At 71.8% G+C, this 23902-nt stretch carries 24 protein-coding genes; 5 read left to right on the top strand and 19 right to left on the bottom strand.

The window, feature by feature from the left end; all coding sequences use genetic code 11:
• Positions 1–69: 69 nt before the first annotated feature.
• From FIP57_RS11265 to FIP57_RS11200, 14 genes are all read right to left on the bottom strand, one after another.
• Positions 70–648 carry a TetR/AcrR family transcriptional regulator gene (locus tag FIP57_RS11265; RefSeq protein ID WP_148573591.1) on the bottom strand — a complete coding sequence of 193 codons (579 nt, stop codon included), beginning with the start codon at positions 646–648 and terminating at the stop codon, positions 70–72.
• A 45-nt stretch (positions 649–693) separates the two neighbouring features.
• A complete protein-coding gene (locus tag FIP57_RS11260) occupies positions 694–1887 on the bottom strand; it encodes an acyl-CoA dehydrogenase family protein (protein ID WP_148573590.1) in 1194 nt (397 codons plus the stop codon).
• Positions 1884–3053, bottom strand: a complete 1170-nt coding sequence (locus FIP57_RS11255; protein WP_148573589.1) for a CaiB/BaiF CoA transferase family protein — start codon at positions 3051–3053, stop codon at positions 1884–1886. Before FIP57_RS11255 ends, FIP57_RS11260 begins: the two co-directional genes overlap by 4 nt.
• Positions 3050–4555, bottom strand: coding sequence for an aldehyde dehydrogenase family protein (locus FIP57_RS11250; RefSeq protein WP_148573588.1), 1506 nt, complete (start codon positions 4553–4555; stop codon positions 3050–3052). The genes FIP57_RS11255 and FIP57_RS11250 overlap by 4 nt, the downstream gene beginning before the upstream one ends.
• Positions 4552–5898, bottom strand: a complete 1347-nt coding sequence (locus FIP57_RS11245) for an NAD-dependent succinate-semialdehyde dehydrogenase (RefSeq protein ID WP_148573587.1) — start codon at positions 5896–5898, stop codon at positions 4552–4554. Before FIP57_RS11245 ends, FIP57_RS11250 begins: the two co-directional genes overlap by 4 nt.
• A 51-nt stretch (positions 5899–5949) precedes the next feature.
• The gene (locus FIP57_RS11240) at positions 5950–6741 is read right to left on the bottom strand and encodes a gamma-glutamyl-gamma-aminobutyrate hydrolase family protein (RefSeq protein WP_148573586.1); all 792 of its coding nucleotides are present in this window, start codon (positions 6739–6741) and stop codon (positions 5950–5952) included.
• Positions 6738–7463 (bottom strand): gamma-glutamyl-gamma-aminobutyrate hydrolase family protein, encoded by a 726-nt coding sequence (locus tag FIP57_RS11235; protein ID WP_148573585.1) that lies wholly within the window; start codon positions 7461–7463, stop codon positions 6738–6740. Before FIP57_RS11235 ends, FIP57_RS11240 begins: the two co-directional genes overlap by 4 nt.
• 46 nt (positions 7464–7509) lie before the next feature.
• Entirely contained in the window at positions 7510–8208 is a 699-nt protein-coding gene (locus FIP57_RS11230; RefSeq protein WP_148573584.1) for an ABC transporter substrate-binding protein, read from the bottom strand.
• Between the two features lie 29 nt (positions 8209–8237).
• On the bottom strand, positions 8238–9620 hold the full coding sequence (locus FIP57_RS11225; protein ID WP_148573583.1) for a glutamine synthetase family protein: 1383 nt from the start codon (positions 9618–9620) through the stop codon (positions 8238–8240).
• Positions 9617–10882, bottom strand: a complete 1266-nt coding sequence (locus tag FIP57_RS11220) for an NAD(P)/FAD-dependent oxidoreductase (protein WP_148573582.1) — start codon at positions 10880–10882, stop codon at positions 9617–9619. Before FIP57_RS11220 ends, FIP57_RS11225 begins: the two co-directional genes overlap by 4 nt.
• A 6-nt stretch (positions 10883–10888) precedes the next feature.
• Positions 10889–11080, bottom strand: coding sequence for a ferredoxin (locus FIP57_RS11215; protein WP_148573581.1), 192 nt, complete (start codon positions 11078–11080; stop codon positions 10889–10891).
• Positions 11081–11123: 43 nt separating this feature from the next.
• On the bottom strand, positions 11124–12323 hold the full coding sequence (locus tag FIP57_RS11210) for a cytochrome P450 (RefSeq protein WP_148573580.1): 1200 nt from the start codon (positions 12321–12323) through the stop codon (positions 11124–11126).
• A 100-nt stretch (positions 12324–12423) separates the two neighbouring features.
• On the bottom strand, positions 12424–13131 hold the full coding sequence (locus FIP57_RS11205) for a cache domain-containing protein (RefSeq protein ID WP_148573579.1): 708 nt from the start codon (positions 13129–13131) through the stop codon (positions 12424–12426).
• Positions 13128–13871 carry a FadR/GntR family transcriptional regulator gene (locus FIP57_RS11200; RefSeq protein ID WP_238993404.1) on the bottom strand — a complete coding sequence of 248 codons (744 nt, stop codon included), beginning with the start codon at positions 13869–13871 and terminating at the stop codon, positions 13128–13130. The genes FIP57_RS11205 and FIP57_RS11200 overlap by 4 nt, the downstream gene beginning before the upstream one ends.
• Before the next feature lie 204 nt (positions 13872–14075).
• On the opposite strand from FIP57_RS11200, the gene FIP57_RS11195 reads away from it, so the two are divergent.
• The gene (locus FIP57_RS11195) at positions 14076–15602 is read left to right on the top strand and encodes an APC family permease (protein ID WP_148573578.1); all 1527 of its coding nucleotides are present in this window, start codon (positions 14076–14078) and stop codon (positions 15600–15602) included.
• A gap of 119 nt (positions 15603–15721) precedes the next feature.
• The gene (locus FIP57_RS11190; RefSeq protein ID WP_148573577.1) at positions 15722–16870 is read left to right on the top strand and encodes an endonuclease/exonuclease/phosphatase family protein; all 1149 of its coding nucleotides are present in this window, start codon (positions 15722–15724) and stop codon (positions 16868–16870) included.
• 47 nt (positions 16871–16917) lie between these two features.
• Here FIP57_RS11190 and FIP57_RS11185 read toward each other — a convergent pair whose 3' ends face one another.
• Together FIP57_RS11185 and FIP57_RS11180 are read right to left on the bottom strand one after the other, a co-directional pair.
• The gene (locus tag FIP57_RS11185; protein WP_148573576.1) at positions 16918–17679 is read right to left on the bottom strand and encodes a sulfite exporter TauE/SafE family protein; all 762 of its coding nucleotides are present in this window, start codon (positions 17677–17679) and stop codon (positions 16918–16920) included.
• On the bottom strand, positions 17676–18383 hold the full coding sequence (locus tag FIP57_RS11180; protein ID WP_238993403.1) for a FadR/GntR family transcriptional regulator: 708 nt from the start codon (positions 18381–18383) through the stop codon (positions 17676–17678). Before FIP57_RS11180 ends, FIP57_RS11185 begins: the two co-directional genes overlap by 4 nt.
• Before the next feature lie 98 nt (positions 18384–18481).
• Here FIP57_RS11180 and FIP57_RS11175 point away from each other — a divergent pair, with 98 nt between their 5' ends.
• Positions 18482–19807 carry an SLC13 family permease gene (locus FIP57_RS11175; RefSeq protein ID WP_148573575.1) on the top strand — a complete coding sequence of 442 codons (1326 nt, stop codon included), beginning with the start codon at positions 18482–18484 and terminating at the stop codon, positions 19805–19807.
• Positions 19804–20976: a CaiB/BaiF CoA transferase family protein gene (locus FIP57_RS11170; protein WP_148573574.1), complete on the top strand. Its 1173-nt coding sequence runs from the start codon at positions 19804–19806 to the stop codon at positions 20974–20976. The genes FIP57_RS11175 and FIP57_RS11170 overlap by 4 nt, the downstream gene beginning before the upstream one ends.
• Positions 20977–20983: 7 nt before the next feature.
• Here the strand turns inward: FIP57_RS11170 and FIP57_RS11165 are convergent, their stop codons facing one another.
• The 3 genes from FIP57_RS11165 to FIP57_RS11155 all read right to left on the bottom strand — a co-directional run bounded on the left by FIP57_RS11165 (position 20984) and on the right by FIP57_RS11155 (position 22780).
• Entirely contained in the window at positions 20984–21604 is a 621-nt protein-coding gene (locus FIP57_RS11165) for a PP2C family protein-serine/threonine phosphatase (protein WP_275266164.1), read from the bottom strand.
• A 22-nt stretch (positions 21605–21626) separates the two neighbouring features.
• Positions 21627–21821, bottom strand: coding sequence for a hypothetical protein (locus FIP57_RS11160; protein ID WP_148573572.1), 195 nt, complete (start codon positions 21819–21821; stop codon positions 21627–21629).
• A gap of 185 nt (positions 21822–22006) precedes the next feature.
• Positions 22007–22780 carry an SDR family NAD(P)-dependent oxidoreductase gene (locus FIP57_RS11155; RefSeq protein ID WP_203231176.1) on the bottom strand — a complete coding sequence of 258 codons (774 nt, stop codon included), beginning with the start codon at positions 22778–22780 and terminating at the stop codon, positions 22007–22009.
• 115 nt (positions 22781–22895) lie between these two features.
• Here FIP57_RS11155 and FIP57_RS11150 point away from each other — a divergent pair, with 115 nt between their 5' ends.
• Entirely contained in the window at positions 22896–23897 is a 1002-nt protein-coding gene (locus FIP57_RS11150) for a BMP family protein (protein ID WP_148573570.1), read from the top strand.
• The last annotated feature ends 5 nt before the right edge of the window (positions 23898–23902 follow it).

Below are 23902 nucleotides of genomic sequence, written 5' to 3'. Positions count from 1 at the left end.
ACGAGCGTCTGGACGATCGTTCAATCCCCCGCCGTACGTTCGTTCAGTCGCCCTTCGTGGCGCGAGGGCTCACTCGAGCGCGATGGAGACGCACCGCTCGACGCTGCGCGCGATCGACCTCCGGTCGAGGCCGAGCAGCGCGGTGAGCCAGAGGCCGTTCTGCACGACGTCGATGTCGGCCGCCCGCCGGGCGGCATCGGCCCGGCTGAGCTCGGGACGCGCGGCCCGGATCAGCCGGGCGAGCTCGGCGCGGTAGCGCTTCTGGGCGTCAGTGTTGATCTGCTCGAACTCCTCGTGGGCCTGGGCGAGCGCCCACAGCTGGAGCCGCAGCGAGAGGTACGCCGTGGTGAGGAACTCGGGGTCGGCCACCCGGGCCAGCGCCTTCCGGAGCCGCTCCTCCGGCGCGAGGTCCGCGTCCGGCTCGAGCAGGGCGATGTCCTGCGCCTCGATGCGCCGCAGGGCGGCCGCGATGAGCCGGGTCTTGTCGGCGTAGTGGTAGTTCACCAGCCCGAGCGAGACCCCTGCCTCACGCGCGACCGCCCGCATGCTGACCGCGGAGATGCCGCCCTCGGCGAGGAGGTGGAGGACGGCGTCGAGGATCCGCTCCTGGCGGTCCTTCTCCGGGAGCCCCTCCGACCGCTTCGCCACGTGGGCAGCCTAGAGGGCGGCCCCAGCGCGGGGCCGCCCCGCGGGTCAGCGGAAGGCGTTCTGCCCGGTCATCGCCTGGCCGAGCACGAGGGTGTGCATCTCGACGGTGCCCTCGTAGGTGAGCACCGACTCGAGGTTGTTGGCGTGCCGGATCACGGGGTACTCCAGCGAGATCCCGTTGGCGCCCAGGATCGTGCGCGCGGTGCGGCAGATCTCGATCGCCTCGCGCACGTTGTTGAGCTTGCCGAGGCTGACCTGCTCCGGGCGCAACGTGCCGGCGTCCTTGCGGCGGCCGAGGTGCAGCGCGAGGAGCACGCCCTTGGTGTACTCGAGGTTCATGTCGACCAGCTTCTGCTGGGTCATCTGGAACGCCGAGATCGGCTTGCCGAACTGGATCCGCTCGCCTGCGTAGGACAGCGCCGCGGCGAGCGAGGAGCGGGCAGCCCCCATCGCCCCCCACACGATGCCGTAGCGGGCCTCGTTGAGGCAGCTCAGCGGCCCCTTCAGCCCGCGCACCTCCGGGAACGCCGCGGACTCCGGCAGCCGCACCCCGTCGAGGACCAGCTCGCTCGTCACCGAGGCGCGCAGCGACTGCTTGTGCTTGATCTCCGGCGCGCTGAAGCCCGGGGTGTCGGTCGGGACCACGAACCCGCGCACGCCCTCGTCGGTCTGCGCCCAGACCACCGCGACGTCGGCGATCGTGCCGTTGGTGATCCACATCTTGCGGCCCTCGAGCACCCAGTCGGAGCCGTCCTTGCGGGCCCGGGTCCGCATGCTGCCCGGGTCGGAGCCGATGTCGGGCTCGGTCAGGCCGAAGCAGCCGATCGCCTCGCCGGCGGCCATCCGCGGCAGCCACTCCTGCTTCTGCTCCTCGCTGCCCCAACGCCAGATCGCGAACATCGCCAGCGACCCCTGCACCGAGACCAGCGACCGGATCCCCGAGTCGGAGGCCTCGAGCTCGAGGCAGGCGACGCCGTACTCGGTGGCCGACATCCCGGCGCAGCCGTAGCCCTCGAGGTGCATCCCGAGCAGCCCCAGCGAGCCGAGCTCCTTGGCGAGCCCGCGCGGGTCGTCGAGCTGACCGCGCTCGAACCAGTCCGCGACGTAGGGGTCGACCTTGTCGGCGCACAGCTGGCGCACCGAGGAGCGCACGGCCTTCTCGTCGGCGGTCAGCAGGTCGTCGATGCCGGCGGGGTCCAGCGGCTCGAACGGCGGCAGCTTCCGGGTGGTGGTGCTCATCGGGGCGTCTCCTCGGGTGTGGTGCGGGGTGTCCCGCCGGGTCGCGTCAGCCAGCGGCGTACGTCGTCGTTGTGCTCGCCCAGCGAAGGCGGGGCGGTGTAGCGGGTGATCGGGGTGTCCGAGAACCGCAGCGGGCTCCGGACCTGGGGCGGCCGTCGCTCGCCGACCTCGACGGTCGGGTCGAGGCCGAGCCGCTCGGCGAGGGCGAAGCCGTCGGCGACCGTGCCGACGGGACCGGCGGGCACGCCGACGTCGGTGAGCCGCTTCGTCCACCCGTCGACGGTGTCGGCGGCCAGCGCAGCCTCGAGCGCGGCGACCAGCTCGTCGCGGTGCGCGACCCGATCGGGGTTGGTGGCGAACCTCGGGTCGTCGGCCAGCGCCGGCACCTCGAGCGCCGCGGCGAACGCGCGGAACTGCCGGTCGTTGCCGCAGCACACCGCGAGGTGGCCGTCCTTGGCCTGCAAGGTCTCGTACGGCGCGATCGAGGGGTGCCGGTTGCCCATCCGCCCCGGCGACCGCCCGGTCGTGAGGTACGACGACGCCTGGTTGGCCAGCGAGCCCAGCAGGCTGGAGAGCAGGTTCACCTCGACGTGCTGGCCGCGGCCGGTCCGCTCCCGCGCCTGCAGCGCCGCCAGGATCCCGACGACGGCGTCCTTGGAGGTCAGCACGTCGACCAGCGCCACGCCGGCCTTCGTCGGCTCCGCGTCACCGGTGATGCTCATCAGCCCGCCGACCGCCTGGACCAGGAAGTCGTAGCCGGGCAGCTCCGCGCCCGCGCCGCTGCCGAAGCCGGTGATCGACGCGTAGACCACGCCCGGGTTCACCGCCGCGACGTCGTCGTAGCCGAGCCCCCGGCGCGCCAGGGTGCCGGCCTTGAAGTTCTCCACCAGCACGTCGCACCGGGAGGCCAGCTCACGCGCCAGCGCCAGGTCCTCCGGGGCGGCCAGGTCGAGCTCGACCGACCGCTTCGACCTGTTGGCGCACTCGAAGTAGGAGCTCGAGGACGCCGTCCACGGCGGCCCCCACGCCCGGGTGTCGTCACCGACGCCGGGGCGCTCGACCTTGACCACCTCGGCACCGAGGTCGGCGAGGGTCGCCGCCGCCAGCGGGCCCGCCAGCACCCGGCTGAAGTCGGCGACCAGGATCCCGCTCAGGGGAAGGATCACGAACCCGGCTCCCCGGCGGGGACGAGGCGCCCGTCGACGCGGCGCGGCAGCGCCCAGGGGTCGTCGGCGCGGGCCTCGGGCGGCAGCAGCCCGTCGTGCGCGGACTGGTAGGTCACCGGCCGCACGAACCGCTCGAGCCCGGCCGCCCCGACCGAGGTCGCCGACGGGACCGAGGTCGACGGCCACGGGCCGCCGTGCTGCTGCGCCCAGGTGAACGCCACACCGGTCGGCCACCCGTCGACGACGACCCGGCCGACCTTCTGGGACAGGCCGTCGACCAGCGCGGCGGCCTCCTGGTCGTCGGCGCCGCCGGTGATCACGCTCGCGGCCAGCGACGACTGCAGCGTCGACAGCGCCTCGCGGAGCTCCTCGTCGGAGGAGTACTCGCAGACCAGCGCCACCGCCCCGAAGCACTCCTCGAGCAGCCGGCTCCCCGGCTTGAGCGCGCTGGTCCCGGCGCGGAGCACCGCGGCCGGCGCCGACCACCCCTCGCCCGAAGGGTCGACGCGCGCGACGACCTCGGCGCCGGCGTCCTCGAGCTGACCGATCCCGGCAGTCACGGACTCGGCGATCCCCTGCGTCAGCATCACCGGCGAAGGCGCGGCCGCACGCAGGGCCTCGCCGACCGCCTCCGCCGCACCGGTCCCGGCGGGGGCCAGCATCAAGCCGGGCTTGGTGCAGAACTGACCGTTGCCCAACGTGAAGGAGCCGACGAACCCCTCGGCCACCGTGGCCATCTCGGCAGCCCCGGGACGGGTCACCACGACCGGGTTCACGGTGCCCATCTCGGCGTACACCGGGATCACGACCTCGCGCTCGTTGGCCAGCCGCCACAGCGCCATCCCGCCGCTCTGCGAACCGGTGAAGGCGACCGCGGTGATCTCCGGTGCCTGCACGAGCTCGACTCCGGTCCGGTGCCCGACGACGAGCTGGAACAGCCCCTCCGGCGCGCCGGCGGAGGCCAGCGCCGCCCGCGCCAGCTCCGCCTGCCGCAGGCTCAGCCCGAGGTGCGCCGGATGCGCCTTGGCGACCACCGGGCAGCCAGCCGCGATCGCCGCCCCGGTGTCGTTGCCCAGCACGCTGAACGCGAAGGGGAAGTTGCTCGCGCCGAAGACCGCGACCGGGCCGAGCGGGCGGTTGACCCGCACCAGCCGGGGCGTGGTCTCCGTCGCCTCGTCGACCGTGAGCCCGACGAAGGAGCCTTCCACGGCCACCTCGCCGTAGAACCGCAGCTGCGCGGCGGCTCGGGCGACCTCGCCCGACAACCGTGCGACTCCCAGCGCCGTCTCCTGGTCGGCCAGCCCGGTCAGCTCGTCGGCGTGCGCCTCGAGCGCCTCGGCGACCGCGGACAGCCAGGCGAGCCGAGTGCGGGGGCTGGCCGCAGCGGCCAGCGGCGCCGCAGCGGCGGCACGGCCGAGGACGGCCCGGAGCTCCTCCGGGTCCGTGTCCTCGGCCTGCGCGACGGGGGCGCCGGTGCGGGGGTCGTACGACGTGTCGGTCATGCGATCGTGCGGATCATCTTCTTGTTGACGAACTCCTCGATGCCGTAGCGGCCCAGCTCACGCCCGAAGCCGGAGCGCTTGACGCCACCGAAGGGCAGCTCGACACCGTCGGCGTCGACGCCGTTGATGAACACCATGCCGACGTCCAGCTGGTCGGCGACGCGCTGGGCCTGCTCCGGGTCGGGGGTGAAGACGTAGGAGCCGAGGCCGTAGGGGGTGTCGTTGGCGAGCTCGATCGCCTCCTCCTCGGAGCCGACCTTGAACACCATCGCCACCGGTCCGAACAGCTCCTGGTGGAAGACCGGGTTGTCCTTGGTCACGCCCTCGAGGACGCCGGACGGCACGAAGGCGTCGTGCGGGTCGCCGGCCGAGCGGAGCACCGCGCCGCCGCTGACCGCCTGCTCCACCTGCTCGGTGAGCCGCTTCGCGGCCGCCTCGGAGGACAGCGGAGTGCTCACCAGCTCCTCGCTGGTCATCTTCGCGTTGAACTTCTCGACGAACTCGTCGTACAGCGAGTCCAGCACGATGATCCGCTTGCCGGCGTTGCATGCCTGGCCGGTGTTGCCGCACCGCGCCGCGATCGCCGCCTCGACGGTGGCGTCCATGTCATTGCTGCCCAGGACGATGAACGGGTCGGAGCCGCCGAGCTCGAGCACGACCTTCTTGAGGTTGCGCCCCGCGATCTCGGCGACGGCCGCACCGGCGCGCTCGGACCCGGTCAGCGAGACGCCCTGGACCCGCGGGTCCGCGATCACGTCGGCGACCTGCTCGTTGGTGGCGTAGACGTTGACGTAGGCGCCCTCGGGGAACCCGGCGTCGAGGTAGAGCTGCTGGAGCGCGGCGGCGGTGGCCGGGCACTGCGGCGCGTGCTTGAGAAGGATCGTGTTGCCCACCGCGAGGTTCGGGCCGGCGAAGCGGGCGACCTGGTAGGTCGGGAAGTTCCACGGCATGATCCCGATGAGCACGCCGAGCGAGGCGCGGCGGATCATCGCCGAGCCGGTGCCGTCGAGCAGCTCGATCGGCTCGTCGGCCAGGAAGGTCGGGGCGTTGTCGGCGTAGTAGTGGTAGATCGCCGCGCTGAACTCGACCTCGCCCGTGGCCTCCTCCCACGGCTTGCCCATCTCGCGGACGGTGATCTCGGCCAGCTCGTCGCGACGCTCGAGGTGCAGGTCGCCGACGCGGCGCACCAGCGCGGCCCGCTCCTCGACGGTGGTCTTGCGCGACCACTCGCGGTGGGCCTTGTGGGCAGCGGCGATCGCGGCCTGGATCTCCTCGTCGGTGGCGGTCGGGTAGGGCTCGGGGTCGGCCCCGCCGCGCGGGTCGCGGACTGCGTAGGTGGTCATCGTGCCTCCGGTCGTGGAAGGAACTTCGCTGGACATGTCTATCGGGTGACGTCAGTCGGTGCGACCGGGGTCCCCCGAGAGGAACGCCTCGAAGAGGCGGAGCCGGTCCGCCTCCGGTCCGTCGTCGTCCTCAGGGTGCCACTGGACGCCGACGAGCCACTTCGAGGGATGCTCGATGGCCTCGACCACCCCGTCGTCGGCGACGGCGGCCACCCGGAACCCTTCGGCGACCCTGTCGACCGCCTGGTGGTGGCCCGAGCGGACGGTGAGCCGCGTCGTGCCGAAGAGGTCGTGCAGCCGGGTCCCCGGGGTCAGCGACACCTTCTCGTCGAGGAACATCGCCTCGCCCGGGCCGCCGCGGTGGAGCACGTAGTCGGTGATGTCGGGGACGATCGTGCCGCCGTAGGTGACGTTGAGGAGCTGGGCCCCCCGGCAGATCGCGAGCACCGGCACGCCCGCGTCGGCGGCGGCCCGGATCGCGGCGATGCTGTCGTCGTCGGCGCGCCGGTCGACGCCGTAGGAGTTCGGGACGTCGTCGTCGCTGCCGCCCCAGCAGGTCGCCGACACGTCGCCGCCGCCGAGGACCAGGAGCCGGTCGTGGGCGGTCACCGCGGTCGGGTCGGCGAGCGGGCTCGAGGTGTCGAACAGCTCGTACGACGCCCCCAGGTCGGCCAGCGTCTGCAGGGCGCAGCCGGTGAACCGGCGCACGAGGTCGGCGACGGGTGGGGTGAGGTCCGGGAAGTTGAGCGAGACCAGGACCGCCACGCTGGTGCCGCCGGGCGTGCCACCCGGCGGGGTGGCCTCCACCTCGTCGCGTCGTACGACGGGCGCGTCGGCGTTCATGCAGCGGCTCCTTCCCTGGTCATCCGGTGGTGGCGGGCCCGCTCCGCGAGGTCCACGAAGAGGGCGGCGTCGGTGGCGGAGGTGGTCGCCAGGTCCTCGGGGTGCCACTGCACACCGAGCACGTCGGCGGTGGCGTGCTGCACCGCCTCGACGACCCCGTCGTCCGCCCGGGCGACGACCTCGAGCCCGGGTGCGACGGCGTCGAGCGCCTGGTGGTGGTAGGACGACACCGGGATCCTTGTCGCTCCGACTACATCGTGGAGCCGGGAGCCGGGATCCACGACCACGTCGTGCACCGAGCATCGGTGGTCGACCTCGGAGGCGGGCAGGTCCACGACCAGCGTCCCGCCGAGGGCGACGTTGAGGACCTGCATCCCCCGGCACACGGCCAGCGTCGGCATCCCGGTGGCCACGACGACCTTCGCGACCGCGAGGTCGAGGGTGTCCTGGTGCTCCACCGGGGGCTGGTCGGTCGGCACCGGCGCGGCGCCGTACCTCCGCGGGTCGAGGTCGGCACCTCCCGGCAGCAGGATGCCGTCGAACCGCTGGAGCCGGCTGCCGAGCTCAGCCGTGGGGTCGCCGTCGGGGCCGTGGAGCACCAGCGGTTCACCTCCGCCGGCCCACACCGCCTCGCAGATCGCCTCCGCCGCGATCGTGCCGCTGAACCGCAGCACGTCGAGCCGTTGTGACCTGCGGCCGACCACGCCGATCAGGGGGCGCACTTGTCTCCTCGTCCTCTCCGTCTTCCCGTGGTTGCCGCTCGTCCCGTCAGAACGGGTAGTCGAGCGTCGGCAGCCACTCCTCCCACGCCTTGCGGAGCCGGCCGTCCTCGATGATCCGTGCGAGCGCACCGTCGAGCTCGGCCAGCGTCTCCGGCCGGTCCTTGGCGACGCCGATGCCCCAGCGGTTGCCGGTCTGCACGGTGAACGCCAGCTCGAAGGTCGGGTCGGCCTCGCCGAGCGGCACGAAGACGACGTCGTCGTCGACGACCGCGTCCACCTCGCCGGTCCGCAGCGCCTCGAGCATCTCGGCGTAGACGTCGTCGGACTCACCGCCGAAGGGCACCACCTCGGCGCCCTCGAAGGACTCCGCGAGCGTCATGTTCGCGGAAGCGGCGATCGCGGCGACGCGTTTGCCCACCAGGTCCTCCGGCCCGGAGACGCCCTCACCGCGACGGATCAGGACGCCCTCGTGGAAGACGCCGTAGGGGCGGGTGAAGTCGACCTGCTCCAGGCGCGACGGGATGATCCCCTGCCCGCAGAGGACACCGTCGACCTCGTGGCGCTGCGCCGACGGGAGCATGTCGTTCCACGGCACCACCACCCACTCCAGCGGGCGGCCGAGCTCCTCGGCGAGGAGCCGGGCGACCGCCGGCTCGTAACCCTCGCGGTTGCCGGCTTCGTCGATCGGCAGGAACAACGGCGGGGCGTCGGCGTCGATGCAGGCCAGCCGCAGGGGGTTGCTCATCTCGTCCTTCTCGCTCTCTCCGGCCACCGTCACGGCAGGTCGTCCCAGTAGGTGTCCCGCTCCCACTCGGTCACGGTCCCGCAGAACCGCGCCCACTCGTCGCGCTTGTACTCGAGGTACAGGTCCGAGAGCTCGCTGCCCAGCGACTCCTTGAGGTAGCTGTCGCGGTCGAACGCCGCGAGCGCCTCGCCGAGGGTCAGCGGCAGCGGGTCGAAAGCCGCCTGACCCTCGGTGCCGTAGCTCGAGCCGACCTGCGGGGCTCCCGGGTCGATGGCGTTCTTGAGCCCGTCGTCGATCGCGGCCAGGAGCACCGCGTGGGAGAGGTACGGGTTGACGCTCGCGTCCGGGAGCTTGTACTCGAGCCGGCCGTTGGCGGAGAGCCGCACGGTGCAGGTCTTGTTGTCCAGCCCCCAGTTGATCTGCGAGGGCGCGAACTGACCGGCGTCCCAGTAGCGCTTGTAGGAGTTCACCGTCGGGCCCATGACCGCCATCGCGCCGGCGGAGTGGCTCAGCAGCCCGCCGAGCGCGTGCTTGCCCTGCTCGCTGAGGTGCAGCTCGGTGACGCCCTCCTCGACGAGGATGTTCTGCCCGTCGCGCCACAGGCTCCAGTTGTGGTGGCAGCCGTTGCCCATCATCCCGGTCGCCGGCTTCGGCATGAAGCTCGCCGAGATGCCCAGCTCGCGGGCGACCTGCTTGCAGATCTGGCGGTAGGTGACGAGCCGGTCGGCGGTGATCTCCGCCCGGTCGAACATCCAGTTCAGCTCGATCTGCCCCGAGTCCTCGTAGTCGCCCTCGACCATCTCGAAGCCGAGCGCCTGGGCGTAGGTGATCACCCGGTCGTAGATGTCGCGGTTCTTCTCGAGGTGCTCGATGTGGTACGCCGGCGACGACTCGGGGCGGAAGACCGCCTCGCGTCCGGGGCCCTCCCACGTCATCTCCGGCTCGGTGCCGGTGCGCAGCTCGAGCCCGGTGCGGGCGCTGAACTGCTCGTGCATCCGGCGGAACACCCCGCGGCAGTCGACGGCGAGCGCCGCGCCCCCGATGCCGGGGACGTGGTCGGGCTCGTAGAGCCGGCAGAAGACCCGGGCGACGTTGCTGTCCCACGGGAGCACCGCGAACGTGTCGAGGTCGGGGACCGCGGTGTACTCCGCGGCCTCGACGCCACCACCCATCAGGTGGCCCTCACGGGTCGCCTGGAGGTTGGACACCGCGGTGCGGTGCTGCTGGACGCCGCGCACCGCGAGGCGCTCGAGCTGCTGCACGGGCACCACCTTGCCGACGACACGGCCGGTGACGGTGACCGCCTGGAAGTAGACGTACTTGACGCCGTGCTGAGCGATGGCGGCACGAGCGGCGTCGAGAGCGCCGGGAGCGGCGTTGAGCTCCCGGTGCTGGTCGAGGTCGGTGGTCATCGGGTCCCTTTCGAGAGGTCGGGCTGGAGGAAGGCGGCGCGGAGCTCGCGCTGCCGTTTCGGAGGCAGGTTGACCGCGACGGTGCCGACGTGGCGGCGCTCCCCGGCGACGGTGCGGTGGTAGAGCGCGAGCACGCCGTCGGCGAGCCGGTCGAGGTCGCCCTCGGCGAGCTCGACCTCGTCGGCGAGGCCGGGCGAGCCGAAGCTCTGGAAGCGCAGGTCGAGCTGGTCGCTCCAGAACGACGGCACCGGCACGAACGGCGTGGTGTCGGGCTCCTCGCCGCGCAGCAGGGCGACGAGGGTCGGCGCCGCCCGCTTCGCGGTGTCGGTGGGGATCGACCAGTGCTCGACGCGACGGGGTACGTCGTCGACGAGCACGTTGGGGAACCGGGCGATGTCGCCGACCGCTACCGTGCGGGAGGCGCCGACGACGCGGAGCCGGTCGTCGCAGAGGACCCCGTCGGTGAGGTCGAGGCCGGGGTTGCCCTCGAGCCACTCGGTGTTGCACACCGAGCCGACCGCCTCGACGACCAGGTCGGCCGGGAGCTCACGGCCGTCGGAGAGCGTCACGCCCGCGACGTGGGCCTCACCGGTGAAGCCGCTGACGCCCACCCCGGTGAGGAAGCGGACGCCCTGCGCGGTGAGGTGGCGCTGGACGGCGAGCGCGAGGTCAGCGCCGAGGACCCGCTCCATCGGAGCGCCGAACGGCTCGACCACGGTCACGTCGCAGCCGAGCTTCAACAGGGTGCAGGCGGTCTCGGTGCCGATGAAGCCGCCGCCCACGACGACGACGCGGGGGTCGGTGGCGCCGGCCAGTCGGAGCCGCAGCGTGATGACGTCGTCCAGCGTGCGGATCACGTAGCGACCCAGCGACGGGCCGGGCAGGTCGAGCCGCCGGGGCCGGAGCCCGGTGGCGACCACGAGGCCGTCGTAGCCGAGGTGGGTGCCGTCGGCCAGCCGCAGCTTGCGGGCCTCGAGGTCGGAGCCCTCGACGCGGGCGCCGAGGACGAAGTCGACGTCGGCGACCGACGCGCGGCGACGGAACGCCACGAGCCCGTGGAGCCGCTCGAGGTCGGAGTCGCCCGGGTCGCCGAGCACCTCCTTGGAGAGTGGCGGCCGGTTGTAGGGCAGGTGCGGCTCCTCGCCCACCACGCGGAGCGGCCCGTCGTGGCCGGCGGCCCGCAGCTGCTCGGCGGCGCGCAGCCCGGCGAGGGACCCGCCGACCACGACGACGCCGGCACCGTGCGCGCCCGGCTCACTCATCGGGGATCACCCGTCCAGCAGCGCGATGGCCTGGACGGGGCAGACGTCCGCCGCCTCCTCGACCTCGTCGCGCAGCGACTCGTCGGCGGTGGGCTCGTACTCGAGACGGCCCTCGTCGTTGATCCGGAAGACGTCGGGAGCGGCGATGGCGCACTGCCCGTGGTCCTGGCAGCGCTTCATGTCGACGGTGATCTGCATGGGTTCCTCGCTGTCGGTGAGGCGGTTCGTGGGTGGGTGCGGGTCAGTCGCGGTCGAAGGCGAGCGGCAGCGTGATCGGGCCCGTGTTGCCCGAGTCGGGGAGCCAGGTGCCCTCGCCGTCGAGCCGCAGCCCCGGCATCCGCTCCGCGAGCAGGGGCAGGGCCTCGCTCATGTCGCTGCGCGCGACGAAGTGGCCGAGGCAGTGGTGCGCGCCCCCGCCGAAGCCGAAGTGCGGCATCCGCTCGGCGGTGAGGTCGAACGACGGCTCGCCGAAGACCCGCGGGTCGGTGCCGGCGGACTCGCTGAACAGGTGGACGGTGGTGCCGCCCTCGATCGTCAGCCCCTGGTACTCGAAGGTCTCCAGGGCCTCTCGGGTCACCCAGCGCACGGTCGGGTTGACCCGCATGACCTCTTCGACGGCGGCGCCGCCGAGCTCGGGTCGCGCGGCGAGCAGCCGCCACTGGTCGGGGTGGTCGACGAAGGTGCGCATCGCGAGGCCGAGCTGGTTCCGCGTGGTGTCGAAGCCGCCGAAGATCAGCAGCACCAGGCCGTCACGGAGCTCCTGGAAGGAGAGCGAGTCCTTGTCGCGGTGGGCCGTGACCAGCGCGGTCACGAAGTCCTCGCGCGGGTTCTCGCGGCGGTCCTCGATGAGCCCGTCGGCGTAGTCGTAGAGCCGCTGGAGCGCCGCCTCGATCTTCGGCAGGTCCTGCTTGATGGTGACGCCGAGCGCGAGCCCGATGGTCGCCGACTCGCGGGCGATGATCGGCCACTCCTCCTCGGGGAGGCCGAGCATGATCGCGATGACCCGCGCGGCGTAGGGCTCGGCGAACTCGCTGACGAACTCGCAGCGGCCGCGGTCGGCGAAGCCGTCGATCAGCTCGGACGCGAGCGCCTGGAACCGCGGCACCAGGCCGCTGATCAGCTTCTTGGAGAACGCGGGGTTCATCAACCGGCGCAGCCGGTGGTGCTCCTCGCCCTCCTTGTTGAGGATCCAGCTCGCGAACCAGTCCGCGAAGGGCCCCTCGGTCACGCCGTTGTGCGCCGGCCAGGAGAGGCTCCCCTGCCGGAGCTTCGGGTGCTTGAGCAGCCGGCTCACCTCGTCGTACCGGAGGATCGCGAGTCCGTACGGCGTGCGGGCGTACCAGCTCTGCTCGCGGGCCTGCTTGACCACGTCGGAGGTGATGGAGAACGACGGGTCGGCCACGTCCAGGAAGGGCGCGGAGTCGATCGTGGCGGTGGACATAGAGGGCTCGGCTCTCTGTCGGGAACGTCGAGTGGGCGAAATCCTCTAACCCTGGCGGTTTGATGTCAACAGGTTGACCGGAACCGATCCACCCGGTCGATCAGGCCGAGGGGACCGCGAGCGCCCAGCCGCTGCCCTCGACGACCGGGGCGACGGTGCTGAAGACGTCGCTGTCCAGCGGGTGGGTGCGGAGCCGGTCGCCGGGGATCCAGCGCGGGGAGTTGGAGACCACGACCTGCCGGTTCGCGTTGACCAGCACGGCTTCGGCCGCCACCGACTTCAGCGTCGGGAGCAGCCGCCGCTCGAGCCTGCTGACGAGGAGGTCACCGCCGGCGATGCCGAGGAACTGATCGCCGTACGTGACGGGGACCGCCGCGGTCAGGACGTACTGGCCGGAGCCGGTGTAGTCCACCCAGGGACCGTGCACCACCTCGCCGCGCTTCTGCGCCGCGCCGGCGTACCAGTCCATGTGCAGGTAGTCGTAGACGTTGACGTCGTCGATGTCGAAGTTGAGCTGGAGCCGGCGGAACTCGCGGCCGGTCCGCTGGAACCAGAAGAGGTACCTCGGCTTGCCGTCGACCACCCCGGGCGCCGCGACGAATCCGTACCCCCAGGCGACCTCGTCCTCGTCGAGCCACCGGAGGAGCTCGTCACGGACCGGCTCGATGCGTCGCTCGGTGAGCGGACCGCGTCCGGCCGCCTCGGCGACGTGGGCGGCGAGCTGGCGGAGCCGGCCGAGGTGGCCGTCGAAGAGCCGCTCGATGCCTGCGAGGGCCGTGTCGAAGCCGGCAGGCTTCCCTGCGCTCATGCGGCACCGCCGGTGTCGACGAGCGCGAGGTGCGAGGCGATGATCCGGCGCAGGTTGCGCCGCACGTGGCGCTCGGCCATCAACCGCGCGCGCTCGCCGTTCTCCTCCGCGATCGCGGTGGCGATCTCGTGGTGCTCGCGCGCCATCGCGCCGACCTCCTCCTCCGGGAGCGAGCCGAGCCACAGCAGCCCGGCGATCTCACCCTGCAGCCGCACTTCGTGGCGCGTCAGCCGCTCGGACTGCGAGCTCATCGCCACCTCGATGTGGAACCGGCTGTCGGCCTTCATCCGGCTGCCACGGGTCGTCGCGCCGGCCATCTGCTCGACGAGCGAGTAGATCCTCCGCAGGTCGGAAGGGGTGCACCGGTCGGCGGCGAGCCGTGCGGCGGCACCCGAGACCGCCGCGAGCTCGTCGGCGAGGTCGCGTAGCGAGGAGACGGTCATCCCCTGCAGCCGACGCCGGTCCGGGGCGGTCGGCGGCTCGAGCGCGCGGCGCACGAAGGTGCCGCCGCTGCGTCCCCGCCTGGTCTCGACCAGTCCCTGGTCCCGGAGATTGGCGATCGCCTCGCGCAGGGTCATCGGAGAGACCCCCAGCTGCTGGGCGAACTCCGACTCGGCGGGCAGCTGCTGACCGTCACCGAGGATGCCGAGATGGATCGCCTCGGTGAGCCGGAGGGTCACCTCCTCCGCCCTGCCGGCCGACGCCAGCGGCGCGATCAACGAGGTCAGGTCGAAGGACACGACCCCCACCTCCACACGTCGACGGCACGTTCGGGAACCTCAGGGCTGAACAATGCCGCGCCCAGCGTCCCAGAGAAAACTGCCCGATCGACCCCTTGCCAGCAAATCCGCCACGCTTGTAGGTTTCCCGCTCAGCCGAGCACGCACGTCCGGAGTGCTCAGCCCTGCCGGCGGAGGCACCGCCTGGCACACCTGGGAGTCACGATGACAGACACCACACCAGCCGGCTCGCAGGCGGAGGACGACTACCTCCACCACCGCGACGCCGATGCCCACCACCTCGCCAACCTCGGCTACCAGTCGGAGTTCAAGCGGGAGATGAGCCCGTGGGCCAACTTCTCGCTGGGCTTCACCTACCTGTCGCCGGTGGTCGGCATCTACAGCCTCTTCGCCGTCTCGCTGATGGCCGGCGGCCCGCCGATGATCTGGAGCCTCGTGATCGTCGGGCTCGGCCAGCTGCTGGTCGCGCTCGTCTTCAGCGAGGTCGTCGCGCAGTTCCCCGTCGCCGGCGGCGTCTACCCGTGGGCGCGACGGCTGTGGGGCCGCAAGTACGCCTGGATGACCGGGTGGGTCTACTTCGTCGCGCTGCTGACGACGATCGCCTCGGTGACCTACGGCGCCGGTCCGTACCTGGCCACGATGCTCGAGTTCGAGTCGACGGTGAACACCACGATCCTCTGTGCGCTCGGTGTCCTCGCCGTCGCCACGATCGTCAACCTGCTCGGCACCAAGGTGCTCGCCACGGTGGCGATGTTCGGCTTCGCGGCCGAGCTCATCGGCGCCCTGGTCGTGGGCGTCTGGCTCCTGGTCTCCCACCGCGAGCAGTCGCTCGGCGTCCTGTTCGACACCTTCGGCACCGAGGGGGACGGCAGCTACCTGCCCGCGTTCGCGGCGGCCGCCCTGCTCGGTGTCTACCAGTACTACGGCTTCGAGGCCTGCGGCGACGTGGCCGAGGAGGTCCCGGACCCGGGCCGCATCATCCCGAAGGCGATGCGCCGCACCATCTACATCGGTGGTGCCGCCGCGACCTTCGTCTGCCTCTCGCTGATCCTGTCGATCTCCGACATCGGCGCGGTGATCTCGGGCGAGAACCCCGACCCGGTGGGCGCCGTGCTGACCGACGCGTTCGGCAGCTTCGGCTCGAAGATCGTCCTCGCCGTCGTGCTGATCTCGTTCCTCTCCTGCGCGATGAGCCTGCAGGCCGCGGCCTCCCGGCTCGCCTACTCCTACGGCCGCGACGACATGATCATCGGCTCGGCGCTGCTGAAGAAGTTCTCGGCCGCGCGCCACGTCCCGCCGTACGCCCTGCTGGTCGCGGCGATCGTGCCGGCCGTGATCGTCATCGGCTCCAAGGTGAGCGAGGACGCGCTGGTCAAGATCATCAGCTTCGCGGCCTTCGGCATCTACCTGGGCTTCCAGATGGTGGTGCTCGCCGCGCTGCGCGCCCGCCTGAAGGGCTGGGTGCCGTCGGGCAAGTACACCCTCGGCCAGTGGGGGCTTCCGGTGAACATCGCAGCGCTGGCCTACGGCGTCATCGCGATGATCAACATGGCGTGGCCGCGGACCCCCGACGTCCCGTGGTACGACAACTGGATCGTGTGGATCTCGGCCGCCATCGTGGTCGGGTTCGGCCTGGTCTACATGGCCGTCCACCCGACGTACGGGCGGAGCGAGGCGCCGTACTCCGACGCGATCCCGGGCGACCGCCCGACGGTGGGCGCCCGTCGCTGACGGACCGTCACCGCACCGCAGCACGACGCGGGGAGCCCTCGACCGAAGTGGTCGGGGGCTCCCCGCATTTTTTCTCGTCAACTGGACAAAGTTCCTTCGTGTCGGGAAGGTGGGGACCTGTGCTCCGACTTCGCCTTTCTGCCGGAACGTCCGCCCTCGTCCTGATCGGCCTCCTCGCGCCGGCCCACCAGCTGCCCGCGTCTGCCGACCCGGTGCCCGTGCCGGAGCCCACGGCAACGCCGTCCCAGCCACCGTCCGCGACGCCTGCTGACGAGCCCACGACCCAGCCGGAGCCGGACCCCGAGGGGGATGCGGAGTCCCGCACCGAACGGCGCCGGTCGGTGATCCGGGTGGGCAGCTTCAACATCAAGAACGTCATCTTCGACCGCAAGGCCCGCAAGACCTGGCCGAAGCGGCGTGCGGCGATCGTGCGCCAGGTGGTCCGCCACCGCATCGGCGTGCTCGGCATCCAGGAGGCCAACAACGGGCCCGGCGGGATCTGGAAGCACGGGTGGAACCAGTACCTCGACCTCAGGCGTGCGCTCGCCAAGGCCGGTGTCCCCTACCGGCTCACCTCCCGCGCCGCGCACAATTGCCGGAACGCCTTCAGCGGCAAGCGGTGCGTGCACCGTGACCGCGGGGCCTCGAAGGCGACGCGGATCCTCTACGACTCCGAGCGCTACCGCGTCGTGCGGAGCGGAGCGATCCGCTACCGCAAGACCGCCGGCAACCGTTCCCTCGTGTGGGCGGTGATGGAGGTCCGGCGCACCGGCAAGCGGTTCCTGTTCACCACCACGCACATCACCTCGTCCAACCAGAAGGCCAAGATCCGGCAGTGGAAGCAGATGATCCGCCACCTCCACGTGCTCAAGGGGAAGAACAACCTCCCGATCGTGGCGACCGGCGACATGAACGCCTCGAAGTACAACCCGATCACGAAGAAGCTCCTGCCGCGCATGCGGCGGAACGGCTTCGGCGACGTGCTCAACCAGCGCTACCGCGTCGCCCGGATCAAGGACCGGCGATCCCGGAAGACCGTCAACGCGTGGATCAGCTCCTACAACCGCGGCCGGCCGAAGGTCAGCATGTTCGGCCACGAGGACAACCGGAAGCTCGGCGCGGCGTACCTGGACTACATCTTCGCCTCGAACCGGCTGCCGGTGTACAAGTGGAAGACCGTGGTCGAGTTCCACCCGAGGACGCTGCGGATGAAGCGGCCGATCCCCTCGGACCACAACCTCGTCATGGCCGACATCGGGCTGCCCTGACGCGACCTGACGCGACCTGCCGCGACCTGACGCGACTGATCGACCGGTCAGCGCCAGAGCAGCACGGCGGCGCTGACCCCCGCGACGACGATCCCCGCGCGCAGCAAGGGCGCCGGCAGCCGTCGACCGATGCGGGCACCGACGTACCCGCCACAGATCGAGCCGGCCGCGAGCAGCGCCACCGCGCGCCACTCGAGGTCGGCGGCGACCAGGAAGATCACCGTGGCGACGAGGTTCGCCGCCAGCACGGCGAGCGTCTTGAGCGCGTTGGCGACGCGGAACGGCAGGTCGGTGCCGAGGCCGAGGACGGCCAGCATCATCACGCCGGAGCCGGCGCCGAAGTAGCCGCCGTAGACGCCGGTCAGGGTGGCGAACCCCAGCGTGGGCGAGGACATGTGCAGCCGCTCCGGCACCTCCTCGCCCCGCCGGGTCCGCAGCCACCCGGACAGCCGCGGCTGCGCGCCGACGAGCAGGCAGGTGCCGAGGATCAGCCAGGGCACGATGCCCTCGAACACCGCGGCCGGCAGGGCAAGCAGCAGCACCGCCCCGGCGACCGAGCCGACCGCGCAGGTGCCGAGCACGGCGGCGGTGACCCGCGGGTGCTCGCGGAGCTCGGTGCGGTAGCCCCACGAGCCGCTGAGCGCCCCGGGAGTGAGCCCGACGGTGTTGGACGCGTTGGCGACGACGGGCGGCAGGCCGACGGCGACGAGCACAGGGAAGCTGAGCAGGGACGCGACACCGACGGTCGAGGTGAGGATCCCCGACCCCAGCCCCGCGGCGAGCACCGCCAGCTGCTCGAGGGGCGTCACCGGGCCCGCAGGACGGCCACGTCGCTGACCATCTCGACGTGGGCGTGCATGGCGCGTGCGGCGGCCTCCGGGTCGCCGGCGCGGATCGCCTCGGCGATGGCACGGTGGCCGGCCAGCGACGAGCGCGGCCGGTCCGGCTGGGAGAGCGACTCGATGCGGGTCTCCCGGATCAGGTCGGCGATCTCGCCCATCAGCCGGGAGAGCAGCAGGCTGTGCGCCGCAGCGGTGACCGCGGCGTGGAACAGCTCGTCGCCCTCGACGCCCCGACCACCGGCGTCGACGTCGGCCTCCATCACGTGCAGCGCGTCGTCGATCCGGGCGAGGTCGGCCTCGGTGCGCCGCCGGGCAGCGAGCTCGGCGATCTTGGTCTCGAGGGCGTCCCTGGTCTCGATGATCTCGGGCAGCCGTCCGGCGTGCGCGCGCACCGCCTCGACGATGCGGGCGGCGGCGGGCGGTTCGGCGACGACCGTCCCGTCCCCGTGGCGGACGGCGACGGCGCCGATCACCTCGAGGGCGACGAGGGCCTGGCTCAGCGTCGCCCGGCTGACGCCGAGCCGGGCGGCGAGCTCACGCTCCGGCGGGAGCCGGTCACCGGGCCGCAGCCCGTGCTCCTGGATCCAGCGCGAGATCTGCTCCGCCACCTGCTCGTAGAGCCGCGTCCTGGCCAGCGGCGCCATCGACGCGGCGATCCCCTTGTCGCCCATGGCCACAGCCTATTGACAACAGGTCGAGAGGGCTAGAGGCTAGGCCACTGATCCAAGCGACGTGACCGCGGTCACTCGACCTACCGGAGGTGGTCCCCATGGGACCGGAGTGGGTGGCGATCCTCGCACTGGTCGCCCTGTTCGTGGTCGGCACGGTCCTGCCGATCAACATGGGAGCGCTGGCGTACGTCGCCGCGTGGCTCGTGGGCATGTACTCCCTGGACCTGGACGAGAAGGAGATCCTCGCCGGCGTCAGCGGGGACCTGATCCTGACGTTGATCGGGGTGACGTACCTCTTCGCGATCGCGAGGAACAACGGCACCGTCGACCTCATCGTCCGGACGGCCGTGCGGGCGGTCGGCGGCCGGGTGGCGCTGATCCCGTGGGTGATGTTCGGGGTGACCGCGGTGCTCACCGCGATCGGCGCCGTCAGCCCCGCGGCGTGCGCGATCATCGGCCCGATCGCCCTCGGGTTCGCCGGCCGCTACGCGATCAACCCGCTGATGATGGGCATGTTCGTCGTGCACGGCGCCCAGGCCGGCGGTTTCTCGCCGATCAGCATCTACGGCACCATCACCAACTCCGTGATGGCCGACGCGGGGCTTCCCTCGAGCGAGATCGCGGTCTTCCTCGCCAGCCTGTTCGTCAACACGGCGATGGCGGCGATCCTCTTCGTGCTCCTCGGCGGCCGCAAGCTGATGTCGATGCGCATCGACCCCGACGAGGACGACCACCTCGCCGAGGACCTGCACCGCGGCGGAAAGACCGTGCCGGCCCGCGGCATGGGCGCGACGGCGGTGAGCGGCACGCAGGCGCTCGGCGTACGACGCGACCAGCTGCTCACGCTCCTTGCCTTCGTGGGCGTCGCGGTCGTCGCCCTGGTGTTCGACAAGAACATCGGCTTCGTCTCGATCACCGCCGCGGTGCTGCTGGCGATGATGAGCGCCAACGAGCACAAGGACGCCGTGCGCCAGATCGCCTGGCCCACCGTGCTCCTGGTGGCCGGGGTGAGCACCTACGCCACGATCCTCACCACCGCCGGGTCCCCGGAGTTCGTCGGCAACTGGGCGGCCGGGCTGGGCGCGGTCGCGATCGGCGCCCTGGTGCTCTGCTACGTCGGCGGCGTGGTCTCGGCCTTCGCCTCGTCCACCGCACTGCTCCCGGTGATCATCCCGATCGCCGTGCCGTTGATCGAGGACGGCGGCATCAACGCCGCGATGTTCGTCGCTGCCCTCGCGGTCTCGTCGACGATCGTCGACGTCAGCCCGTTCTCCACCAACGGCGCGCTGATGCTGGCGAACAAGCCCGACACCATCGAGGAACCCGTGTACTACAAGCAGATCCTGACCTACTCGGTCATCGTCGTCCTGGTCGGACCGCTGCTCGTCTGGGCCGCGCTGGTGCTGCCGGGGTGGGGCTCGTGACCGGGCCGCTGGACGGCGTGCTGGTCGTCGACCTCTCCCGGGCGCTCGCCGGGCCGCACGCCACGATGATGCTCGGCGACCTCGGCGCGCGGGTCGTGAAGATCGAGGCACCGGGCCACGGCGACGACACCCGTGGCTGGGGACCGCCGTTCGTCGGCGACGAGACGGCGCGGCAGTCGACGTACTTCCTCTCGACGAACCGCAACAAGGAGTCCGTCGCGCTCGACCTCAAGGACGACGGCGACCGCGACGTGCTGCTGCGGCTCGTCGACCGGGCGGACGTCCTCGTCGAGAACTTCCGCACCGGCGTCCTCGAGAGGCTCGGGCTCGGCATCGAGGAGCTGCGGCAGCGCAACCCGCGGCTGGTGGTGCTGTCGATCACCGGCTTCGGCCACGACGGGCCCGAGGGCGGCCGCGCCGGCTACGACCAGATCGCGCAGGGCGAGGCCGGGCTGATGTCGCTGACCGGCTCCGGCCCCGACGACCCGCAGCGCGTCGGCGTCCCGATCGCCGACCTGCTGGCCGGGATGTACGGCGCGTACGGCGTGCTCGCGGCGCTCCACGAGCGGCAGTCGACGGGCACCGGGCAGGTCGTGCGGACCTCCCTGCTGGCCGCGGTCGTCGGGGTGCACGCCTTCCAGGGCACGCGGTGGACCGTCGCCGGCGAGGTCGGGCGGGCGCAAGGGAACCACCACCCGTCGATCGCGCCGTACGGACTCTTCCACTGCCGCGACGGCGCGGTGCAGATCGCGGTCGGCAGCGAGGGGCTGTGGAAGCGGCTCTGCGAGGGGTTCGGGATGGACCCGGCGACCGAGGGGCTCGCGACCAACGCCGAGCGGGTGGCCGACCGGCACCGCACGATCGCGGTGGTCGAGGAGCTCTTCGCCACCTGGGACGCCGAGCCGTTGCTGGCCCGGCTCGCCGAGATCGGCGTACCGGCGGGGAAGGTGCGGACGCTGGACGAGGTCTACGGCTGGGACCAGGCGCTGAGCCAGGGGCTGCTGGTCGACGTCGACCACGCGACCCTCGGGCGGATCCAGCTCCCCGGACCGCCGCTGCGGTTCTTCGGCGACGGCGGGGTCGAGACCACCCGGCGGGGCCACACCGCGCCGCCGCTCCTCGACGAGCACGGACGTGTGGTGCGGGGCTGGCTGGACGGCTCCGACTGAGGCCGGCTCAGCGCCGGACGTTCTCGGCGAGGAGCAGCGCCACGTCGTCGGAGACCTCCGCGCCGGAGAAGTCGCGGAGCCCGGCGAGGAGCTCCTGCAGCGCGCCGTCGAGCGACGGCTCCACCAGCACCGGAGCCCACTGGGTGAGCGGGAAGAAGCCGCCGCTCCGGTCACGCGCCTCGACGAGCCCGTCGGTGTAGAGCAGCATCCGCTGCTCCGGCGACCAGTGCAGCGACGTGCTGGTGCCCCTCACCCCCAGCCCCAGCGGCGGCTGCGGCTCGCCGGTGTCGACGAAGCGGGGCGGGACGCCGTGGGGCGAGAGCAGCAGCGGCGGGTGGTGGCCGCAGTTGACGAACCGGACCGTGCCGTCGGGGCGGAACTCCACCAGCAGCGCGGTCACGAAGTCCTCGTCGCCGGCGACCGCCCGGACCGGCCGGTCGAGCTCGGTCGCGACCCCGTCGAGCGCCGGCTGTTCGAACGCCGCCTTGCGGAAGGCCGCGAGCACCGTGCCCGCGAGCTGCACCGCCTCCAGCCCCTTGGCGCGCGTCGTTCGCGTTGAACCGCCCCTCGTGGCGCGAGCATCAGTGCAGGTGGGCTCTCCGAGACCCGTAGGAGCGCTCAACTGCACCGGATGACCCGCCGGAGTCAGCTCACCAGTTGGCGGGGGCGTCGCTGGCGGGGAACGAGTCCTGGCCCCAGACGTCGACGATGTCGGCCCGGGTCACACGCTCCGCGGCCTCGACGGTCCTCTCGACCTCCGGCAGCACGAGGCGCTCGGCGACGGCCGGTTCCACACGAGCCGCCGGGACCGGCTGGAGCTCCTTCACGAGGGTCATGGTCGACATGGCAGGCTCCTTCCGACGCGTTTGTTGATATTTCAACCATAGGTGAGGGCCTCGGGGACTCAACCCGACCGGGTCTGCGGCCCGTCATACCGTGCAGCTGCGTCGCTGGATCGCTCCCGGACAGCTCAACTGCACCGATGCTCGCGCCACCAACGGCGGTTCAACACTTACCGAGCCAGGAGATGTCAGAAGAGCGTGGGGCGCAGGGGCGAGCCGCTCGTCAGCCCGCCGTCGACGGTGAAGCACTGACCGGTCACGAACGCCGCCTCGTCCGAGGCCAGCCAGGCGACGACCGCGCTCACGTCCTCGGGGCGGCCGAGCCGGCCGGCCGGGTGCCGGGCGACCGCGTCGGCGCGAGCGGCGTCGACGTCGCTCGCCAGGGCGAAGGCGTCCCCGGCCATCTCGGTCCCGACCCAGCCGGGCGCGACGGTGTTGCAGCGGACGGCCGGGCCGTGGTCGACGGTGATGGAGCGCGTGAGCCCGTGGACGAACGCCTTCGACGCGTTGTAGAGGGCCATCGACGGGTCTGCGACCAAGGCAGAGATCGAGCCGATGTTGACGATCACGCCGCCACGCTCCGACATCTCGGGCAGGACCGCGCGGCAGAGGTTGAAGACGCCCCGGCAGTTGGTGCCGACCACGCGCTCCCAGTCGTCGTCGGTCGAGTCGGCGACGGTGCGCTCGACCTGGGCCCCGGCGTTGTTGACGAGCACCGCGACCGGCCCGAGCTCCGCCTCCACCTGCGCGAGGAGGCCGTCGACTGCCACGGGGTCGCCGACGTTGGCGCGCACCCACAGCACGTCGTCCGGGAGGTGGGGCCGCTCGCCACGACCGCACGTCGCGACCACCGCCCCCTCGGCGCGGAACCGCTCCACCACCGCGCGCCCGATCCCCCGGCCGCCGCCGGTCACGAGCACGACGCGCCCACCGTCCGAGATCGCGGGAAGAGCCGGTGGCACGGAACACATGATGCCGGCCCTGCGACTTCACTGCACACCATTGACCCGCACGAAGGCCCGTCTCTATGGTCGACATCTGGGATATCACATCTGAAATCTAAAGCGAGGTTGCCACATGAAGACGACGACAGCGGCTCTCGGACTGCTCCTGGCCACGGCCCTCGTCGGCTGCGGGGGAACGACTTCGGAGGACACTCGGGAGGCGGGCACCGGCTCGTCGTCCGGCGACGCCCCCAAGGTCGCCGCGCTGTTCACCCAGTTCGTCGACCAGGGCAACTGGGACGTCGCCGGCTACGACGCCTTCACCGCGATGTGCGAGAAGTACGACTTCGACTGCGACTACGTCGAGGAGGCCAGCTACGAGCGGGCGCCGGCCCTCCTCCGGCAGTACGCGCAGGATGGCTACGCGATGGTGATCACCCACTCGAGCGGGTACGCCGCTGCCATCGAGGAGATCGCACCGGAGTTCCCGGACACCGAGTTCGTGCTCTTCTCCTACGCCACGGACACCAAGGGGCTCGACAACTACAGCGCGTGGTCGGTCGACTGGGACCAGGCCGGCTACCTGCAGGGCGTGATCGGGGGGCTTGCCAGCCCGAAGGGCAACATCTCGATCCTCGGCGGCGAGCAGATCCCGTCGACGGAGCGCGCCATGGCGCTCGCGGAGAAGGGTGCACAGTCGGTGAACCCCGACGTCAAGGTCTCCACCGTCTGGACCGGCACCTTCGTCGACGTCGCGAAGGCCAAGCAGGTCGCGGCCCAGACGATCAACGACGGCGCGGACTTCGTCATCCCGATGGCCGATCTCGCCGGCCAGGGTGTGCACCAGGCGGCTGCGGACCAGGGCGCGCTGAGCCTGGGCGAGTACCTCGACGAGAACTCGAAGTACCCGTCGGCGATCGTCACCAGCGTCACCGTCGACATGGAAGGTGCCTTCGACCAGATCGGCGAGGCGTTCACCAACGACGAGTTGAACGGGCAGATCGAGCAGATGAACGCGCAGAGCGGCGCCTTCGACTTCGCACCGTTCCACAACGTCGACGCCGCGGTCGAGAAGAAGGCGCGCGAGGTGCTCGACGGGATCGCTGACGGCTCGACCGAGATCCCCGCGGTCTGAGGATC

Source organism: Nocardioides caldifontis (assembly GCF_008087345.1).
In the GTDB taxonomy this organism is placed as follows: Bacteria; Actinomycetota; Actinomycetes; order Propionibacteriales; family Nocardioidaceae; genus Marmoricola_A; species Marmoricola_A caldifontis.
This window is presented reverse-complemented; position numbering and strand designations above follow the sequence as displayed.

What these genes read in the sequence shown, in the direction of transcription:
- FIP57_RS11260 (WP_148573590.1), bottom strand. Translation starts at nt 1,887, where the DNA reads ATGAGCACCACCACCCGGAAGCTGCCGCCGTTCGAGCCGCTGGACCCC.
- FIP57_RS11250 (WP_148573588.1), bottom strand. Translation starts at nt 4,555, where the DNA reads ATGACCGACACGTCGTACGACCCCCGCACCGGCGCCCCCGTCGCGCAG.
- FIP57_RS11245 (WP_148573587.1), bottom strand. Translation starts at nt 5,898, where the DNA reads ATGACCACCTACGCAGTCCGCGACCCGCGCGGCGGGGCCGACCCCGAG.
- FIP57_RS11240 (WP_148573586.1), bottom strand. Translation starts at nt 6,741, where the DNA reads ATGAACGCCGACGCGCCCGTCGTACGACGCGACGAGGTGGAGGCCACC.
- FIP57_RS11230 (WP_148573584.1), bottom strand. Translation starts at nt 8,208, where the DNA reads ATGAGCAACCCCCTGCGGCTGGCCTGCATCGACGCCGACGCCCCGCCG.
- FIP57_RS11225 (WP_148573583.1), bottom strand. Translation starts at nt 9,620, where the DNA reads ATGACCACCGACCTCGACCAGCACCGGGAGCTCAACGCCGCTCCCGGC.
- FIP57_RS11220 (WP_148573582.1), bottom strand. Translation starts at nt 10,882, where the DNA reads ATGAGTGAGCCGGGCGCGCACGGTGCCGGCGTCGTCGTGGTCGGCGGG.
- FIP57_RS11215 (WP_148573581.1), bottom strand. Translation starts at nt 11,080, where the DNA reads ATGCAGATCACCGTCGACATGAAGCGCTGCCAGGACCACGGGCAGTGC.
- FIP57_RS11210 (WP_148573580.1), bottom strand. Translation starts at nt 12,323, where the DNA reads ATGTCCACCGCCACGATCGACTCCGCGCCCTTCCTGGACGTGGCCGAC.
- FIP57_RS11205 (WP_148573579.1), bottom strand. Translation starts at nt 13,131, where the DNA reads ATGAGCGCAGGGAAGCCTGCCGGCTTCGACACGGCCCTCGCAGGCATC.
- FIP57_RS11195 (WP_148573578.1), top strand. Translation starts at nt 14,076, where the DNA reads ATGACAGACACCACACCAGCCGGCTCGCAGGCGGAGGACGACTACCTC.
- FIP57_RS11180 (WP_238993403.1), bottom strand. Translation starts at nt 18,383, where the DNA reads ATGGGCGACAAGGGGATCGCCGCGTCGATGGCGCCGCTGGCCAGGACG.
- FIP57_RS11175 (WP_148573575.1), top strand. Translation starts at nt 18,482, where the DNA reads ATGGGACCGGAGTGGGTGGCGATCCTCGCACTGGTCGCCCTGTTCGTG.
- FIP57_RS11160 (WP_148573572.1), bottom strand. Translation starts at nt 21,821, where the DNA reads ATGTCGACCATGACCCTCGTGAAGGAGCTCCAGCCGGTCCCGGCGGCT.
- FIP57_RS11150 (WP_148573570.1), top strand. Translation starts at nt 22,896, where the DNA reads ATGAAGACGACGACAGCGGCTCTCGGACTGCTCCTGGCCACGGCCCTC.